We start from the raw sequence: 16,475 nt of genomic DNA on the forward strand, positions 1-16,475 counted from the left end.
GGGAAGAGGTGTCGTCATGAGCGAGTCCGGCATCTGGAAGCATGATCCGAGGACCGGATACGAGCTGGGGACCGACCTCATCGGCTACAAGGTCGAGGCGACGGACGGCCCGATCGGGAAGGTCGACAGGCACTCCGCGGACGTGGACTCCTCGTACCTGGTCGTGGACACCGGCACCTGGATCTTCGGCCGGCGGGTGCTGCTCCCTGCCGGGACGATCACGCGGATAGACCCGGCCGAGGAGAAGGTGTACGTCGACCGCACCAAGGACCAGATCAAGGACGCCCCCGAGTTCGACGAGGCGAAGTACGCCGACGAGCCCAGCTACCTCGAACAGTTCGCCCGCTACTACGGCCAGCCGCACATGTGAGACCCGGCCGTTCGGCCCGACCGGCCCGGATGCGACACGCCCGGGCCGGGACCGCCGGGTCAAGCCCCGCAGCCGCCCTACCGCTCCAAACGGGAGCCGGCCGGGTCCGGGGCCCTCGGGCCTGCCTGCCGTTCCAGGGGGCGCGGCCGCCCGGGCTGCGCCGGACGACCGACGCGGTCACCCGGCCGAGCGCTCGTCGTCGGGGGCGGTGCGGACGACGGCCTGGTCGCCGTGGGGGCCGAAGAGGTGGAGGATCTCGACGGGTTCGGGGCCGGCGGGGCCGAACCAGTGGGGTTCGGTGGTGTCGAACTCGGCGACTTCGCCGGGGCGGAGGGCGACGTCGCGTTCGCCGAGGACCAGGCGGAGGTCGCCGGCGAGGACGTAGAGCCATTCGTAGCCGGAGTGGGTGACGAGTCGCGGTGCGCGGTGGGCGAGGACCTGTTTGAAGACCTGGACGCGGCCGGGGTACTGGGTGAGGGGGACGAGGACGCTGCCGGGTGCGCGGCTGCGGGGGGGGTGAGGTGGACACGGGGGTCGCCGGTGGCGGGGGCGGCCACGAGCCGGTCGAGGGCGACGCGGTGGGCGCGGGCGAGGGGGATGAGGAGGTCGAGGGTCGGTCGCCGGAGGCCGGATTCGAGGCGGGACATGGTGCTGACGGAGATGCCGGTGTCCGCCGCGAGGGTTTCGAGGGTGAGGCCGCGGTCGCGCCGCAGGGCGCGGAGGCGTGGTCCGATGCTGTCGATGAGTGCGGCGAGTTCGGCGTCCACGGGGGCATTGTGCGGTCGGGGTCCGGGGGCGGCGCGGCCGTTTTGCGGTCTTCGCAAAGTTCCTGGTCGTCGGTGCCTCCCCGGTCCGAACCTGGGCGGCGTCCGGTCCCGTCGTAGGGATCCCGTCGAAGGGGGAGCTCTCGTGCTCACCACGTCCCTGGCCGCTCCACCCGCCCGGCTGAGCGCGCGCAGACGCTGGACGGTGCTGGCGGTCTGCGCGCTCAGCATGTTCCTGGTGGGGGTGGACACCACCATCGTCAACGTGGGGCTGCCCGAGATCGGGCGGGGTCTCGACGTGGGCACCCGGGGTCTCGCATGGGTCGTCGACGCGTACACCGTCGTGATGGCCGGCCTGCTCATCGTGTCGGGGGCCCTCGCGGACCGCTTCGGGCGCCGCCGGGTGTTCCGGTGCGGCCTGCTCGTCTTCGGCCTGGCGTCCCTCGCGTGTGCCGCGGCCCCGTGCCTGGGCGTCCTCGTCGCCGCCCGGGCGGTGCAGGGGGTCGGGGCGTCGATGCTGAGTCCGGTGGCGCTGGCGATCGTGGTGAACGCGATGCCCGATCCGAGGGAGCGGGCCCGGGCGATCGGGGTGTGGGCGTCGGTCTTCGGGCTGAGCATGGCGGCGGGTCCGGTCGCCGGTGGGGCGCTGATCGCCTCGTTCGGCTGGCGCTCGGTGTTCTGGATCAACGCGCCGGTCGTGGTGGCGGCGCTGGTCCTGGTCGCCGTCTTCGTGCCGGAGTCGCGCGGTGAGCGCGCCCGTCGCCTGGATCTTCCCGGCCAGGTGCTTCTGACGGCGTTGCTCTGCCTCACCGTCGGGCTGCTCATCGAAGGCCCCCGGATCGGCTGGACGTCGCCCGTGGCCCTCGGTGGTTACGTGCTGACCGCGGCGGCCGCGGCCGGCTTCGTCCAGGCCGAACTGCGGCACGGCGAACCCCTGATGGACCTGGGTCTGTTCCGGCGGCCGTCGTTCGCCGCGGCGGTGCTCGGCGCGGCGGCGGTGTTCGTCGCGCTGAACGCGACCCTGCTGCTCGACACCCTCTACCTCCAGCACGCGCGGGGCTGGACGCCGCTCGCGACGGGCGCCGCGACGCTGCCCATGGCGCTCGGCGCGACCGTGTGCGCGCCGTGGGCCGGCAGCCTGGTCGGCCGACTCGGGCCCCGGCGTCCACTGGTCCTCGCGGGTGCCTTCGTCACGGCGGTCGGCCTGTGCCTGGTGGGCCTCGACGGGGACACCGCCGTGCCGCTGCTCCTGTGCGCCCTGCTGCTGATCGGCATCGGCTTCGGCTTCGCGAACGCCCCGCTGACCCACACCGCGGTGAGCGGCCTCCCGTCGTCGCGGGCCGGGGTGGCGGGCGCGATCACGTCCACGGCGCGCCAGGTCGGGGCGGCGGTCGGCATCGCCGTGGCCGGCGGTCTCGTCGCGGGCAGCGGGCCCGCCGGCCTGGCCGCCGCGAGCCGTCCGGGCTGGCTGCTCGTGTCGGCCTGCGGCCTGTTCCTGCTCGTCGTGGCGCGCGCCGCGGGGCCCCGGGCCGCGGCGAAGCCGAGGCCGAGTCGAAGCAGGCGCCGCGTCGAAGCGGGCGCCACGTGAAAGTGAGCGCCACGTGAAAGTGAGCGCCACGTGAAAGTGAGCGCCGCATGGAAGCAGGCGGCTCGTGGAAGCCTTGCGGTGACGGCCCTTGCGCCTTGCCCGGGAGTACGGCCGCCTTCCCTCAGGCCGTGGCGGCCCGTCGTGCGTCCACCTCGGTCTCGATCTTCATACGGGGGTCGGCGAGGCCGCACACGAGCATGGTGCCGGCCGGCCTGACCTCGCCGAAGGCGCGGCGGAGGACCGGCCGGCAGGGCTCGAAGTCGGCCCGGTCGGGCAGCAGGTAGCGCACGCGGACGACGTCGGCGAAGGTGCGCCCGGCCTGGGCGAGGGCCGTGTCGATGGTGCGGAGGACCTGCTCGGCCTGGTGGAGACCGGCCTGGGGGTGTCCCTGGCACCGGAGGGCATCCGCCGCGTCCGCCTCAGGGGCGTGGCCTTCCGCCGGATCGGGCCCGGCGCCCCGCGCACGCGTGTCGCCGTCGCCCGGCGCCTCGACGACGGGAACCCGCTCGTCGCCGGCCTCCTGTCGACGCTCGGCGAAGCCCCGCCGCACGCGCGGCCGTAGCCACCCCCTCAGCCGGTCGGCGCCTGCCACGGCTGGAACCACGGGTCCGGCCACCGCTCGGCGGCCGCCAGCAGGGGGAACAGGGTGGCGCCGTCGATGCTCTCGCGGATGATGTCGGCGTGGCCGCCGTGGCGGGCGGTCTCCTCGATGAGGTGGAGCAGCACCCAGCGGACCGACCAGGCGGGCACGTCGGCGGGGAACCAGGGCAGGCCCTGCGGGACGGGGACGGGTCGGCCGAGGTCGGCGATGCCGGCGACGACCTCGTCCGTGTCGCGGACCGCGGCTTCGTACTGGTCGAGCACGTCCGCCAGGGTCTCGTCCGGGGCGAGGCGGAACTCGTCGGCGTCGCTCTCGTCCGCCGCGCGCTGCGGACCCCGCCGGCGCTGGAGGATGAGGTCGGTCCAGCCGGCCTCGCAGCGGGCCGCGTGCTTGATCAGCCCGCCGATGCTGAGTTCGCTCGCGGTGGGCGTCGCCCTGGCCTGATCGTCCGTCAGGCCGTGCGCGGTCGCGCGCAGGGCCTGGCGCTGCTGGGTGAGGTAGGCGAGGAGGCCGTCGCGTTCGTCGGCGACCGGCGGTACGTGTGCGGGCATGGGGCGACCCTCTCGTTCGGGCGAAGCGGCGGTCAACCCTTTTCTGCAATTTCTTTCATCATCTTTCGCAAGGGTGGAGGGGCCGGTCAGATCAGCCCGTTGTCCCGGGCGTAGAGGGCGGCTTGGGTCCGGTCGCGCAGGCCGAGGCGGCTCAGGACGCGGGAGATGTGGTTCTTGACGGTGCCTTCGCTGAGGTAGAGCCGGGCGGCGATCTCCTTGTTCGTCGCGCCGGCGGAGATGAGGCGGAGCACTTCCGTCTCGCGGGGCGTCAGCGGGTCGGGGCCGGGGCCGCCGGCCGCGAGGGCGGCGAGGACCGCCTGGTCGAACTGGGCGACGCCGGCGTGCGCCAGCCGGACGGCCTCGGCGAGCCGGGCCGCGGGCAGGTTCTTCAGGAGGTAGCCGACCGCGCCCGCCTTCAGGGCCCGGCCGACGTACTCGTCGTCGTCGAAGGTCGTCAGCATCACGATCCGGCAGGCCGGGAGTCGGCGGCGGAGCAGGGCCGTGGCGGCCACGCCGTCCGTGCCGGGCATCCGGATGTCCATGAGCACGACGTCGGGGCGGCAGCGCTCGGCCTCCTCCGCGGCCTCGGCGCCGTCCCGCGCGCTCCCCACCACGGCGATGCCGGGCTGGATGCCGAGGAGCGCGGCGATGCCCTCGCGCACGAGGTCCTGGTCGTCGACGACGAGGACCCGCACGTCCGCCGCCTCCGCTCCCCCGGTCCCGGCCCCGGTCACCACGGCACCCCCACCGTGAGGACGGTGCCCCGGTCCGAACTGCGCAGGTCCACCGTCCCGTCGGCGAGCCGGACCCGCTCGCGCAGTCCGGCCAGGCCGAAGCCCTCCTCGGCCCCGCCGAGGCCGCGGCCGTTGTCCGTGACGCACAGACGCGCGCCGTCGTCGTCGTAGCGGACCGTGACGTCGATCGCGCTCGCGCCGGAGTGCCGGCAGGCGTTGGTGAGGCCCTCCTGCGCGGCCCGGTACAGGACGAGGAGCGGCCGCCGCTCGGTGCCCGACACGTCGAGGGAGATGCGGTGGGCGCCGCCGTCGAGGTGGTGGACGAGGTCGGCCAGCGTACGGGAGAGGCCCACCGGTTCCGCTTCGGACTCGGGGCCCAGGGTGCGCACGGAGGCCCGTACCTCGTCCAGGGCCCGGCCCGCGGACCAGCGGGCGTGCGCGACGGCCCGGGCCGAGCCCTCCGGGTCGAGCGAGGCGAACGCCTCGGCCTTCTCCAACTGGATGCCGATCGCGGTGAGATGGTGCCCGAGGCTGTCGTGGATCTCGCGCGCGAGACGGTTGCGCTCCCGGGCCGCCGACAGCTGCGCCACCTGTGCGAGGGTCCCTTCGAGCCGGCCCCGCGCCCGCTGTTCCCGTACGGCCACCGCCGCCGTGGCCAGCGCGAGGACGACCCCGAGGGAGAACATCAGCAGGTCGGCGATGTACTCGGCGCGCACCTCCCAGTCCGGTACCCGTGCGGTGAACGCGCCCGCGAGCAGCGCCACGCAGCCCGCGCCGAGCCACATCCCCACGGCCGGCCCGAACGCGAGGAACCCCAGGAACGGCACCAGGACGAAGAGCACCCGCGAAAGTCCCGAGGTGTCGAGGGCGGCCACCGCGCCGAGCAGGACGACCCTGAGGGCGAACACGGCTCCCGCGGGGATCCGCCACGCCCGCCCGTCCAGCGCGGCCAGGGTGCACAGGAGCGCGGCGAACGCCGCGGTGCGGAGTCCGAAGCCCGGTCCGATCATCAGGGCGTGGTAGACGCCGCCGGCCAGCACGGCCCCGTACAGGACCGCGGGTATCCAGGGCACAGGGCGTGGCATCGGGCCTCCTCCGGGGGCTCCCGCGCGGACGCACGGCTCCCGCAGCGTACGCGGACGGGACGGGGACGTCGGCACGAAGGCGCTTACCCGAAAGGGAAAGTGACCGATGGTCATGTGCCTTTCGGGTACGGTCACCCCTGCCGTTCCGTACTTACCGGCGGTGACCTGCGGTTCCTAGATTCCTCGGGTCGGCATACCGCGAGATTCCTCGGGGTCGGCACACCACGAGACGAGGTCCCATGCGCAGTCGCTCCCCACGCCTTCCCACCCTGACCGTCGCCGCGCTCCTGACGGCCACCGCCCTGGCCGTTCCGGCCGCCGCCGCGCCCCAGCCCGCCGCAGGCCCGTCCGCCCCGGCGGCCGGTCCGACCGGACCCGCCGGGGTACGCGTCCCCGGCGCCGAGCACTCCGTCTCCGCCCGCCTCGCCGACCTGACCACGACGGGCACCCGGCTCACCGGGCACACCGATCCGGCGGACTGGGCGGGCCTGGAGGCCCCCGGCACGACGACCCCGTCCGGGGTGCCGGGCGTGCAGGTCGACGGCTACTTCCCCGACTCGTCCACGACCAACACGAACCACGGCTGGCGGCACGACAGCCAGTTCGTCATCCGGCTGCCCGACCGCTGGAACGGCGGGCTGGTCGTCGCGGGCCCGCCGGGGCTGCGCGAGCAGTACGCCAACGACCGGATCATCAGCGACCAGGTCCTCGCGAGGGGGTACGCGTACGCCGCCACCGACAAGGGGAACACGGGAGCGGAGATCTACGAGGACGGCGAGCGCCCCGGGGACGCGATCCTCGAATGGCACCGCAGGGTCACCCAACTCACCGTCGCCGCCCAGGCGGTGGCCGGTCGGCACTACGGCCGCGCCCCGCGCTCCACCTACGCCGCCGGCCTGTCCGCGGGCGGCTACCTCGTCCGCTGGCAGCTCGAACACCGGCCGGACCTGTACACCGGCGGACTCGACTGGAACGCCCTCACCTTCACGCCCCGGGGCGGGCTGCTCGCCACCCTGCCGCCGGCGCTGCGCGCGTACCCCCGTCACGAGCGGGGCGACCGCACGGCCGAGGCCGAGCTGCACGCCGCCGGCTACCCCGAGGGCTCCGAGCCGCAGTGGGGCTGGCACCACGCCCGCCAGTGGGACCTCCTGCAGCGGGTGGTGCGCGAGGAGCTCGACCCCGACTACGACGGCGCCGGTCGGGCCGGCACCCCGTTCTGCCCCGCGGGCACCGGGGCCGGCTGCGACACGGACTACGACTTCGCGTCCCGCCCGCGGGCGGTGCACGAGGCCGTGGCACGGGTCTCCCTCACCGGGAACATCCGCCGCCCGCTCGTCAGCGTCCAGGGGAGCCTCGACGCCCTCACCCCGCCGGCCGCGTTCGGCGACGCCTACCACCGCACGGTCGCCGACGCGGGCCGCGCCGCGCTGCACCGCTACCGCACGGTGCCGGGCGGCGCCCACACCGACGGTCTCGTCCCGCTCGACGCGGACCACCTGCGGCCGATGCTCGACGACTTCACCGCCGCCCTGAGCGAACTGGAGGACTGGACGCGGCGCCCCGGCTCGCCCGGCCGACCGGACGGCCGCGCCGAAACGCCCGCCGCCGTCCGTCGAGGCGACGCGGCCGCCACCGCCCGTCGAACCGGAGCGGCCGTCACCACCGGCCGGGACGAACGGACCGGCTCCACCCGCTGAGGGGCAGGGCCGCCGCGTCGCGTGGCGCGGCGGTCACGCCCCGGCGGCGTCCGCGGCCTCGCGGGCGATGCGGTCGAACTGGGCCCCCATGGCCTCGGCGAGCGCCTGGGCGGCGGAGAGCGGCCGGACCATGACGGTGAAGTCGTCGATCCTGCCCTCCTCGTCGAAGTGGAGGAAGTCGCAGCCCTGGATGCGCTTGCCGCCGACGGTGGCCGTGAAGACGAGGGCGTGGTCGCGGCCGGCGGGGTCGGCGATCTCGCGTTCGTAGGCGAAGTCCTCGAAGACGCGCATCACACCGCGCAGGATCGCCGCGGTGATGGCCTTGCCCGGGTAGGGCTTGAAGGCGACGGGGCTGGTGAAGACGACGTTCTCGGCGAGGAGCGCCTCGATCGCGGCCTCGTCGCGGTTCTCTACGGCCTCGCGGAAGGGATGCACGGGACGACCACCTCTAGGCAACTTGTTGAATAGGTGCATCGGAGATTACGAGGGTCGCGGCCAGGTGTCTATACTCGCTTTCGCGACTAATCAACGATGCGAAAGCCGGGACGGGCCGGCACGCACCGCCCCCGGAGAGAGGCCCTGCCCATGACCGCCACACCGGTTCGCTTCTCGCGGTTCGTGGCTCTCGGCGACAGCCAGACCGAAGGCGTCGGCGACGGCGACGACACCACGGGGCTGCGCGGCTGGGCCGACCGCCTCGCCGAGCAGCTCGCACGGGACAACCCCGAACTGCGCTACGCCAACCTCGCCGTCCGGGGCCGCGTCGCCGGACAGGTCCACGCCGAGCAGCTCGCACCGGCGCTCGCGATGCGGCCCGACCTGGCGACCGTGGTGGCCGGGGTCAACGACCTTCTGCGGCCCCGCTTCGACGCCGACGAGACCGTCGGCCACCTGGAGGCGATGTTCGCCGCGCTGACCGCCGGGGGAGCGCTCGTCGCCACCCTCACCTTCCCGGACGTCACCCGCGTCATCCCGCTGGCCCGGCCCGTCCGCCACCGCCTCGTCGCCCTCAACGACCGCATCCGCACGGCCGCGCGGCGGCACGGCGTGGTGGTGGCGGAGATCGGCGACCACGAGGCCGCGAGCGACCTCCGCCTGTGGAGCGCGGACCGGCTGCACACCGGCCCCCTCGGGCACGAGCGCATCGCCGCCGCCGTCGCCCAGGCGCTCGCGCTGCCCGGCAGCGACGACGCCTGGACCCGCCCGCTGCCCGCGCCGCCCGGCCACGGCACCAACGGCGTGGCCCGCGAGCTGCGCTGGGCCGCCGAGTTCCTCGGCCCGTGGCTCGGCCGGCGGCTGCGCGGCCGCTCGTCCGGGGACGACCGCACCGCCAAACGCCCCGCACTCGTTCCGCTCGCCCCGGATGCCATCATGTGATCTTCGGAGGGGAACCGAGGGGGTCGGTGGTGGCGGACGCGAGCCGTGTGGCGCTCTTGATCGGTGTCGGCGACAACCCCGGTGTCGCCCGGCACCTCCCGCCCCTCGGGGCCGCCGTCGACGCCGACCTCGCGGCGATGGGAGCCGCCTTGCGGGGAAGCGGCTACGCCGTCGAGACGCTGCGCGACCCGACGCGCAACGAGATCACCGAGCGGATCACCGCGCTGTCCGCCGCCGCACCCGCCGGGAGCACCCTGCTCCTCCACTTCACCGGGCACGGGATACGCGTCGGGGACACCGACTACCTGGTGCCCGCCGACGCGCGGGCCGCCACCGGAACCGGCGCGGCCGGGGGCGGTTGGGACCAGCCGCACGTCCGCGAGTCCCTCCTGGAAGCCGACATCAGCCGGTACCTCGTCGACTGCGCCGCCCACACCGTCCTGTGGCTCGTCGACGCGTGCCGGTCGGCCGAGGACGCGGCGGGCGCCGCGTTCGGAAGCCGCATCCTCACGGGTCCGCCCCGCTCCGGCTTCGCCGTGCTCACCGGCTGCGGGCCCGGCGAGCGGGGCGGCTGCTCGGAGTCGGGCAGCTTCTTCTCGCTCTCCCTCGCACGGGCCTTCGACCCGCTGACCGAGGCGACCACGGTGCAGGAGGTGTACGAGGCGGCCCGGCGGGAGACCTTGGCCCTGGCCCGACGCGCGGGAACGGGGACGCAGCGGGTCCAGGTCCACTACGGCGCCGACCGGGAGGCCGAGACCAGGGCGCGCGAGGTCGCCCGGGGCAGGCGCCTCCTCGAGGAGTGGCAGGAGGCCGTGCGGACGCCGGCGCTCTGGGACCGCGTGGCGACGGGCGACGACGAGGCCGTCGCCGGCTTCCAGGACTGCCTGACCCTCCTCGCGGCCGACGTCGCCCGGCACGTGCACCACGCGCGGCGGCGGCTCGACGACCCGTGGGCCGACGACGAGTTCCCCGTACGGCTGCTGCGCGACGTCCTCCCGATGCTGCTGCCCAAGGACGCCGGTCTTTCCGCCCTCGAGGTCACGGCCCTGGTCGCCGGTGTCCTGCTGCACGAGGCGGCCTGGGCCGACCGGCTGAGCCAGGCCGCCGAGGTCCGTCCGCGGTCGGTGCGGCGCCGCCCGGACGCCGGCGACCTGCGGCGGCACTACGAGCAGATCACCGAGCACCATCCCCAGATCACCGACAAGCTCGTGGACTGGTACTGGTGGGACGCCGACCCGTCGGACGGCCGCCACGCCGTCGCGCTGTGGCTGACCCACCGGTGGATCGCCGAACGCTTCGCCACCGACGAGGAGCCCGTGCCCGAGGTGTGGTGCGCCGACTTCACGGCCCGGCTGCTCGACGGGACGGTCCCCCCGGCGGGTGCCCGGAGCCCGGCGACCACCGGCCGGGCGGCCCAGCTCTCCGCCGCCCTGCGGACCGTCGCCGCGGGACTCGCCCTCGGCGACGCGTCCGACGGCCGGCGGAACACGCTCCCCGAGCGCCACGTCGTACGGAAGACCCCGCAGCGCCTGCGGACCCGCCCGCTCGCGGCGCTGCTCCGGCTGGCGGGACTGCTCTCCTTCGACGCGCGGCGGATGCCGGAGGTCGTCGCCGAGCACCTCGCGGTCTCCGACCCGGTGGTGCCGGACGAGCTGATCACCGTGCTCCGCGACGCCGTGTGGGAACTCGACCGGACCGGCGAGGCACCCGCGTACCTGCACCTGGACGCCGTCTGCCCGCACCCCGCGCTCCACGCGGCGCTCACCTCCGCCGTCGAGGACGCCGACGAACTCGTCCACGCGCTCGCCGAGTCGGCCAAGCGGCTCCCCACCGACGAGGGCGCCCTGCTCGGCGGGCTGCCCGCCCGCCTCACGGTCCACCGCCTGAGGCCCGCCGAGCAGAACGGCCTCGACGCGTACGACGTCCCCCTCACGCGGTTCTCCCTGGCCCAGACGGAGATCCGGCGCCTCCTCATGGGCGAGGAGCTGTACGACGGGAAGCCCGCGCTCGCCCTGCGGGAGCTGTACCAGAACGCCCTGGACGCCTGCCGCTACCGCGACATGCGCGTCCGCTACCTGCGGAGCTGCGGCAAGGCGCCCCGCCCCTGGGCGGGCGGCATCGCCCTCCGCACCGGCCGGGACGAGCACGGCCGCCGCTACGTCGAGTGCCTCGACAACGGCGTCGGCATGACCGAGGGCCAGCTCAGGAGCACCTTCACCCAGGGCGGGCGGCGCTTCGACCAGTCCCAGGCGTTCCGCCGCGAACAGGCGGCCTGGCTGCGCCGGGACAGGACCCTGCGCCTGTACCCCAACAGCCGTTTCGGGATCGGCGTGTTCAGCTACTTCATGCTGGCCGACGAGATGGCGATCGTCACCCGTCCGGTCGGCCCCGACGGCAGGCCCGCCGAGAAGGCGCTGCGCGTCGAGATCCCGGTGAGCGGCAGCCTGTTCCGGGTGCGGGAGGTCGACGAGCGGGGTCCCACGGACCTCCCGGACGGCGGCACCCGCGTCCGCCTCTACCTGCGCAACGACCGCCACCTGACCGGCGACTCCTGCCTGTCCGCCCTGCGTTCGCACGTCCTGGTCAGCGAGTTCACGCTGGACGTGCGGGACGAGGACGGCCGGGGGGCGACCTGGCCGGCTGGCGTCCTGCAGGCGGGCGAGGGGAAGTTCACGATCGCGGCCGACTCCGCCGTCGAGGCGGTGCCCGGGACCCTGTGGTGGGTCGAGGGCAGCGGGGCGGTCGTGTGCGACGGCATCGTCACCGACCAGGGCGCGGTCGGCCACGTCCTCAATCTGTCGGGCGAGCACCGGGGCAGACTCAGCGTCAACCGCAACAAGTTGGAGGACTTCGACATCCGGTGGGCGCACGAGCAGTTCCGTCTGGGTGCGCGCGCGCTGGCCGAGTGGCCCGCGCTGACCCTCGGCTGGCTCTGGTCCATGGAGAGGCGCAACCCCGCCGCCGCCCGGATCCTGTGGCAGGAGTGGCGGGGCAAGGGCGTGCGGGTCGCGTCCGGCCAGGGCCGCACGGTCGACCTCGACGACGTCGGCTGGTTCAGGCTGGACACCCACGTCAACGGACGGTCGAGGGTTTACGGCAAGGAGGGCCGGCTCCACGACGCCGTCCGGCCGTGGCGGACCGCCGCCCTCGGGCATCGGCTCGGCGGGCAGCGAGAAGCGGCTCCCCTGTCCCTCGAAGGCCATCCGGTGCCCCAGCCGGGCTGGTCGCACATCGCCGACGGCGTCGAGGGGGACTGGCGGAACGCCGTCGTCGTCGCCCGCACCCAGGGGGTCGAGGTCTCCGAGGTACTGCGCGCGGCCCGCTCCCTGCGCGTCGCCCATCCGCGGCTGGCCGCCCCACCGGTCTTCGGCGCCGGAGACCTCGACTGGAAGCCCGACTACGAGGACTCGCACGTCGTGGCCGGGCTCCTGGGCCCGGAGAAGAACCGTTACGGACACACCGGCGTCACCTTCGGGGGCGTCACCGCGGGGAAGGACCGCGGGAAGGACGAGATCTCCTACCGGCACCCGCCGCGCGACCTCAGCGGGATCGTCCGCGTGTCCGCCGAACACCACACGTCGCTGGGCGAGTTGGCCGACAGGTGTGCCAAGTACGCTCCGTTCCTGCCCGAGCCCGTCCCCTCCGTGCCCGACCACCACCGCGACCACGTGTGCACCCGGGACGAACTGTCCCTGCTCTACGTCCCGCACGGCGAGCGCAGATGGCGACTCACCACCACCCCCTGGGACCTCCGGGCGGCGGCGCTGCGGGCGGGCCGCACGACGCGCGAGGCCATGCGGACGGTCGCCGGCTTCGGCTGGCTGCGCCCCGTTCCCGATCCGGTGCTCGTGGAGCGCTGGGCCTCGGTTCCGTACGACCTCTTCCTCCTCCTGCGGCGCTACGTCGTGGACGAGGGCGACGGGCGCACGGTGCTGCCGTGGGCCGCCACCCTGGACCTCGCCGCGCAGTGGGAGATACCGCTGCACAAGGCGGAGCGGATCCTCGCCGCCCACGCGCGGGAACTCGGCCTGGTCCACCGCCGTCGGTACGCGAAGGGGTCGGCGGGGCGGACGGTCGTCCCGTCACCCGAGACCGGGACGCTCGTGGGCTGGCTGCACGACGTGGACGTCCGGCTCGAACACGGGGTGTCCCTCCGGGACCTCGCCTACGTCAAGCCGCACACGACCCGCTGGGAGGAGCTCTCCTGGACCCTCGACGAACTGCGCTCCGCCGCCGTGTCGCTTCCGGACGCCGCACGCCTGCTGTGCGCCTGGGACCAACTGCCGACACCCAGCAGGTACGCGTTCTCCGGCGCCGACCCCTCCTGGGAGTCGGCGGACTACCCGGTCCCCGCCACGTCGGCCGTCCTGTTCACCGCGAGCCAGGAGCTCCGCGAGAAGCTGTCGTACCTGTGGAAGACGGCGAGCCGCGAGGCGGACCGCCTGAAGCTGGGGCCGGACCTGGTCGCGGCGGAACTCCCCAGGGAACTCAAGAAGTTCCGCCCTTCCCGCGACGAGACGATCGCCCTGGTCACCTACGGCATCGACGACGACGATGACGACGCCGAGTGGTGCGAGACCCCCCGATGGGACCCGCTCACCCCGAGGAAGCTCGCCGTCTACGCGCGCGAACGCCACCAGGGCGTCCAGGAGGCGTACGCCGCGCTCGAACCGCTGCGCGCCATCGGGGCGCTCGTCCCCGCGCTGGACGCCGAGGCCGTCGCCGCACTCCCCACCGAGGTGCCCGACGCGTACGCCCTCGCGGCCCTCGACCCCGACCACCGCGTCTCCCCCGCCGGATCGCCCCTGGTGCCGCTCGACCTCGTCAGCGTCGCGGGCCGCCTCGGTGAGCCGATCGACCGCACGTGGCGGCGGATCTGGCCCTACCTGGCCCTCGAAGGGGGAGCGCCGCCGCTCACCGGGGTGCCCGACGTCGTACCGCGCTGGCAGGATCTGGCGATCCTCTCCGAACGGCTCGACGGGAGGCTGCCCGCGCTCGGCGGGGCGGTGAGCGGGGAGCAGGTGGCCGCGCGGGCGCGGGCGGTCGGGGAGTCGCCCGCGTGGGTGCGGGAGCGGCTGTGCCTGTACGCGGCGCTGTTCGGGCTGGAACCGGAGCCCGAGGACACGCGCGAGGACCGTGCATGACCGGCACCCCCGGGCCTCCGTGGTGAGCCTGTGCCCGGCCCGCGCCTGCGGTACGGCTCCGTAGGAGGCTGACCGGGCCGGGCCGGTCAGCGGACGCCCTCCCAGAGGAGCCGTTCCCGTGCCCGGGGGTCGGGGACGGTGGTGGGGGTGGCGGTGAAGGTCATCGTCGCGCGGGTCACCGTGTCGTACGCCGGCCAGCCCGGGTCGCCGGTCTCCGCGAAGGAGACCCAGGCGCCGTGGACGGCGTCCGCGAGGGCCTGGGGCGGGTGGTCGCCGAGGAGCGGCGCGTACGAGGGGTCGTCGAGGCGGTCGAAGACGAAGGGCAGTTCCAGGGCGTGGCAGGCGCCGAGCTCGCCGTCGAAGCGGGGGGAGCGCCAGGCGAATTCGTAGAGGTGGGTGCCGGGGACGGCTTCGGCGAGGCGGATGGCGGGGATGCGGTAGAACCAGTCGGTGGCCACCGCGTCGAGGAGTTCGCCCGGGGTGGCGTCCGGGCGGGCGGCCCGGTAGACGGGGAGGGCAGCGTCGGGGTCGAGGCCGTAGGCGGCGGTCATGGCGCGGAGCGAGGATTCGGGGAAGGCGTGGAGCCTCTCCGTCGGGACGAGGAAGAGGCGGTACTCCTCGCGGTTGCTGCCGACGAGGAGGTCGACGCCGCAGTCCGGGCCCGGGAGGGTGAGGCCGGGGTGGAGGGGCTCGAAGGGCATCATGTTGAGGACCGCCTCGCCCCACCGGGCCGGGTCGGGGTCCGCGCCGATCTCCGCGCGCAACTCCGCCTGGGCCGGGAGGAGTTCTGCCACGGGTACGGCCTCGAAGGCGTCCGGGGTCGGCTTGATGCCGAGTTTCTCCGCGAGGCGTTCCGCGATCAGGCGGGCCGACGGCGGGCGCAGGAAGTGGTGGCAGGCTCCGCTCTGCAGGACGGCCCGGTGGAAGAGGCCTCGGGCCGCCTCGGTGGTCAGCAGGGTGCCGATGCTCATCGCGCCCGCCGATTCGCCGAAGACCGTCACGCGGTCCGGGTCGCCGCCGAAGGAGGCGATGTTGTCCCGGACCCAGTGGAGCGCGGCGATCTGGTCGAGCAGGCCCCGGTTGTCGGGGCGGTCGGGGAGGTGCAGGAAACCGTCGGCTCCCAGGCGGTAGTTGAGCGTGACGCAGACGACGCCGTCCCGGGCGAAGGCGCTTCCGTCGTACGCGGACGCCGAGCCGGAGCCGTTGGTGAACGCCCCTCCGTGCAGCCAGACCATCACGGGGAGGCGGGCGCCCGGCCCCGGCGACGGGGTCCGGACGTCGAGGTTCAGGCAGTCCTCTCCCGGGATGTCGTGCTCCGGGATGAGGGCGTCGAAGGGCGGAGCGTAGGGGGCGTGCGGTGCCGTCGGCCCGTGCGCCGTGGCATCGCGTACGCCCGTCCAGGACTCGGGCGGCGCGGGGGCCCTGAACCGCAGGGCGCCGAAGGGCGGGGCGGCGTACGGGATGCCGAGGAAGGAGGTCACCCCGTCGGGGGAGGTCCGGCCGCGGACCTCCCCCTGCCGGGTGCGGCACACGGTCATGCGGACAGGACCTCCAGGAGCGCCTTGCCGAACTCCTCGGGGCGTTCGATGTGGACGGCGTGCCCGGCGCCGGCGACGGCGACCTCCCGCACGGTGCCGCCGGCCGCAGCGTAGCGGGAGAGGACGTGGCGCGTCTGCGCCAGCATCGGCTGCGCGGGGGTGCCGTCCCATCCCGGCACGGCGCCGAGGGCGCCGAGGTGCGCCAGGTCGAACATCGAGGTGTCGGAGACGATGACGTCGTCCTCGCCGCGGATCCACAGGACCGGCGGCTTCGGGTCGATCAGGTGCAGGTCGTCGACGCGGAAGTGGATCGGGGCGAGGCAGTTGAGCACGCCGCGGGTGCCCGGCGCGATCCCCGGCCAGGCGGCGGACTCCGTGCTGTCGCCGGGGTAGTGGTCGTCGCCGAGGCGGGTGGTGAGCATGGCGGCGACGTACGCGTCCTCGTGCTCGGGGCGCAGCGGCGGCTTGACGTAGCAGGCCGCGAGGACGGAGCGCGGGGAGAGCGGGGAGTCCTCGCCGAGGTCGCCCTCGGCGAGCAGCCTGACGAAGTCGGGGTTGGCGGTGCCGCCGCCGGATCCGGCGCCGTCCTCGGAGTTGAGGGTGCCGTCGGCTCCGTGGGTGCCGCCGAAGCCGTACGGGGAGACGGGGTTGACGAGGGTCAGGGAGCGGACGGCGGCGGGGCGGTCGCGCAGGAACTGGGTGACCACCCCGCCGCCCATGGACCAGCCGACCAGGTGGGCCCGGTCGATGTCGAGGGCGGTGAGCAGCTCGGCGAGGTCGTCGGCGTAGTCCCGCAGGCCGCGGGTGGCGTCGACGGGCAGCGGGTCGGTGCCGCCGAAGCCGCGCAGGTCGACGGCGACGCCGCGGTAGGTGTCCGGTAGGGCGGTGAGGGTGGTGTGCCAGAACGCGGAGGAGGAGACGTTGCCGTGGACGAGGACGACGGGTTCGCCGTCGGTCCGGGTCTCGGTGATCTGCTGGGTCAGTCGGCCGGTGGTGACGCGGCGGGTGCGGAGAGCGGTCATGTCC

Annotated in this window: 12 protein-coding genes and 1 pseudogene; 5 read left to right on the forward strand and 8 right to left on the reverse strand. The window is 74.6% G+C overall.

The genetic code is table 11. The features are described from left to right. Positions 1-16: 16 nt before the first annotated feature. Positions 17-370, forward strand: a complete 354-nt coding sequence (locus tag ACIQFX_RS21800; RefSeq protein ID WP_402465789.1) for a PRC-barrel domain-containing protein — start codon at positions 17-19, stop codon at positions 368-370. A 177-nt stretch (positions 371-547) separates the two neighbouring features. On the opposite strand, the pseudogene ACIQFX_RS21805 reads toward ACIQFX_RS21800, so the two are convergent. Next, positions 548-1,137 (reverse strand): annotated as a pseudogene (locus ACIQFX_RS21805) (helix-turn-helix domain-containing protein). A 142-nt stretch (positions 1,138-1,279) separates the two neighbouring features. On the opposite strand from ACIQFX_RS21805, the gene ACIQFX_RS21810 reads away from it, so the two are divergent. Continuing rightward, a complete protein-coding gene (locus ACIQFX_RS21810; protein WP_402465791.1) occupies positions 1,280-2,722 on the forward strand; it encodes an MFS transporter in 1,443 nt (480 codons plus the stop codon). A 121-nt stretch (positions 2,723-2,843) separates the two neighbouring features. On the opposite strand, the gene ACIQFX_RS21815 is transcribed toward ACIQFX_RS21810, so the two are convergent. The 4 genes from ACIQFX_RS21815 to ACIQFX_RS21830 all read right to left on the reverse strand — a co-directional run bounded on the left by ACIQFX_RS21815 (position 2,844) and on the right by ACIQFX_RS21830 (position 5,693). Continuing rightward, a complete protein-coding gene (locus ACIQFX_RS21815; RefSeq protein ID WP_402465793.1) occupies positions 2,844-3,314 on the reverse strand; it encodes a Rid family hydrolase in 471 nt (156 codons plus the stop codon). Further along, the gene (locus ACIQFX_RS21820) at positions 3,293-3,874 is read right to left on the reverse strand and encodes a DinB family protein (protein ID WP_402465796.1); all 582 of its coding nucleotides are present in this window, start codon (positions 3,872-3,874) and stop codon (positions 3,293-3,295) included. The genes ACIQFX_RS21815 and ACIQFX_RS21820 overlap by 22 nt, the downstream gene beginning before the upstream one ends. Before the next feature lie 86 nt (positions 3,875-3,960). Beyond that, positions 3,961-4,608: a response regulator gene (locus ACIQFX_RS21825; protein WP_402465798.1), complete on the reverse strand. Its 648-nt coding sequence runs from the start codon at positions 4,606-4,608 to the stop codon at positions 3,961-3,963. Next, positions 4,605-5,693 (reverse strand): sensor histidine kinase, encoded by a 1,089-nt coding sequence (locus ACIQFX_RS21830; protein ID WP_402465801.1) that lies wholly within the window; start codon positions 5,691-5,693, stop codon positions 4,605-4,607. The genes ACIQFX_RS21825 and ACIQFX_RS21830 overlap by 4 nt, the downstream gene beginning before the upstream one ends. 239 nt (positions 5,694-5,932) lie before the next feature. On the opposite strand from ACIQFX_RS21830, the gene ACIQFX_RS21835 reads away from it, so the two are divergent. Continuing rightward, positions 5,933-7,390: a tannase/feruloyl esterase family alpha/beta hydrolase gene (locus tag ACIQFX_RS21835; RefSeq protein WP_402465803.1), complete on the forward strand. Its 1,458-nt coding sequence runs from the start codon at positions 5,933-5,935 to the stop codon at positions 7,388-7,390. Between the two features lie 33 nt (positions 7,391-7,423). Here the strand turns inward: ACIQFX_RS21835 and ACIQFX_RS21840 are convergent, their stop codons facing one another. Then, positions 7,424-7,825 carry a nuclear transport factor 2 family protein gene (locus tag ACIQFX_RS21840; protein ID WP_402465805.1) on the reverse strand — a complete coding sequence of 134 codons (402 nt, stop codon included), beginning with the start codon at positions 7,823-7,825 and terminating at the stop codon, positions 7,424-7,426. Positions 7,826-7,975: 150 nt separating this feature from the next. On the opposite strand from ACIQFX_RS21840, the gene ACIQFX_RS21845 reads away from it, so the two are divergent. Both ACIQFX_RS21845 and ACIQFX_RS21850 read left to right on the forward strand, forming a co-directional pair. Then, entirely contained in the window at positions 7,976-8,767 is a 792-nt protein-coding gene (locus ACIQFX_RS21845) for an SGNH/GDSL hydrolase family protein (protein WP_402465808.1), read from the forward strand. Between the two features lie 47 nt (positions 8,768-8,814). Then, on the forward strand, positions 8,815-13,911 hold the full coding sequence (locus ACIQFX_RS21850) for a caspase family protein (RefSeq protein WP_402465811.1): 5,097 nt from the start codon (positions 8,815-8,817) through the stop codon (positions 13,909-13,911). Positions 13,912-13,997: 86 nt separating this feature from the next. On the opposite strand, the gene ACIQFX_RS21855 is transcribed toward ACIQFX_RS21850, so the two are convergent. Both ACIQFX_RS21855 and ACIQFX_RS21860 read right to left on the reverse strand, forming a co-directional pair. Continuing rightward, positions 13,998-15,449 (reverse strand): carboxylesterase/lipase family protein, encoded by a 1,452-nt coding sequence (locus ACIQFX_RS21855; protein ID WP_402465814.1) that lies wholly within the window; start codon positions 15,447-15,449, stop codon positions 13,998-14,000. Beyond that, the gene (locus tag ACIQFX_RS21860; RefSeq protein WP_402465817.1) at positions 15,446-16,471 is read right to left on the reverse strand and encodes an alpha/beta fold hydrolase; all 1,026 of its coding nucleotides are present in this window, start codon (positions 16,469-16,471) and stop codon (positions 15,446-15,448) included. Before ACIQFX_RS21860 ends, ACIQFX_RS21855 begins: the two co-directional genes overlap by 4 nt. Between the last annotated feature and the right edge of the window lie 4 nt (positions 16,472-16,475).

It is taken from the genome of Streptomyces sp. NPDC093089, from assembly GCF_044754405.1.
Classification (GTDB): Bacteria; Actinomycetota; Actinomycetes; order Streptomycetales; family Streptomycetaceae; genus Streptomyces.

Coding starts and splice junctions, on each gene's coding strand:
- ACIQFX_RS21855 (WP_402465814.1), bottom strand. CDS start 15,449: ATGACCGTGTGCCGCACCCGGCAGGGGGAGGTCCGCGGCCGGACCTCC.
- ACIQFX_RS21835 (WP_402465803.1), top strand. CDS start 5,933: ATGCGCAGTCGCTCCCCACGCCTTCCCACCCTGACCGTCGCCGCGCTC.
- ACIQFX_RS21800 (WP_402465789.1), top strand. CDS start 17: ATGAGCGAGTCCGGCATCTGGAAGCATGATCCGAGGACCGGATACGAG.
- ACIQFX_RS21830 (WP_402465801.1), bottom strand. CDS start 5,693: ATGCCACGCCCTGTGCCCTGGATACCCGCGGTCCTGTACGGGGCCGTG.
- ACIQFX_RS21845 (WP_402465808.1), top strand. CDS start 7,976: ATGACCGCCACACCGGTTCGCTTCTCGCGGTTCGTGGCTCTCGGCGAC.
- ACIQFX_RS21820 (WP_402465796.1), bottom strand. CDS start 3,874: ATGCCCGCACACGTACCGCCGGTCGCCGACGAACGCGACGGCCTCCTC.
- ACIQFX_RS21860 (WP_402465817.1), bottom strand. CDS start 16,471: ATGACCGCTCTCCGCACCCGCCGCGTCACCACCGGCCGACTGACCCAG.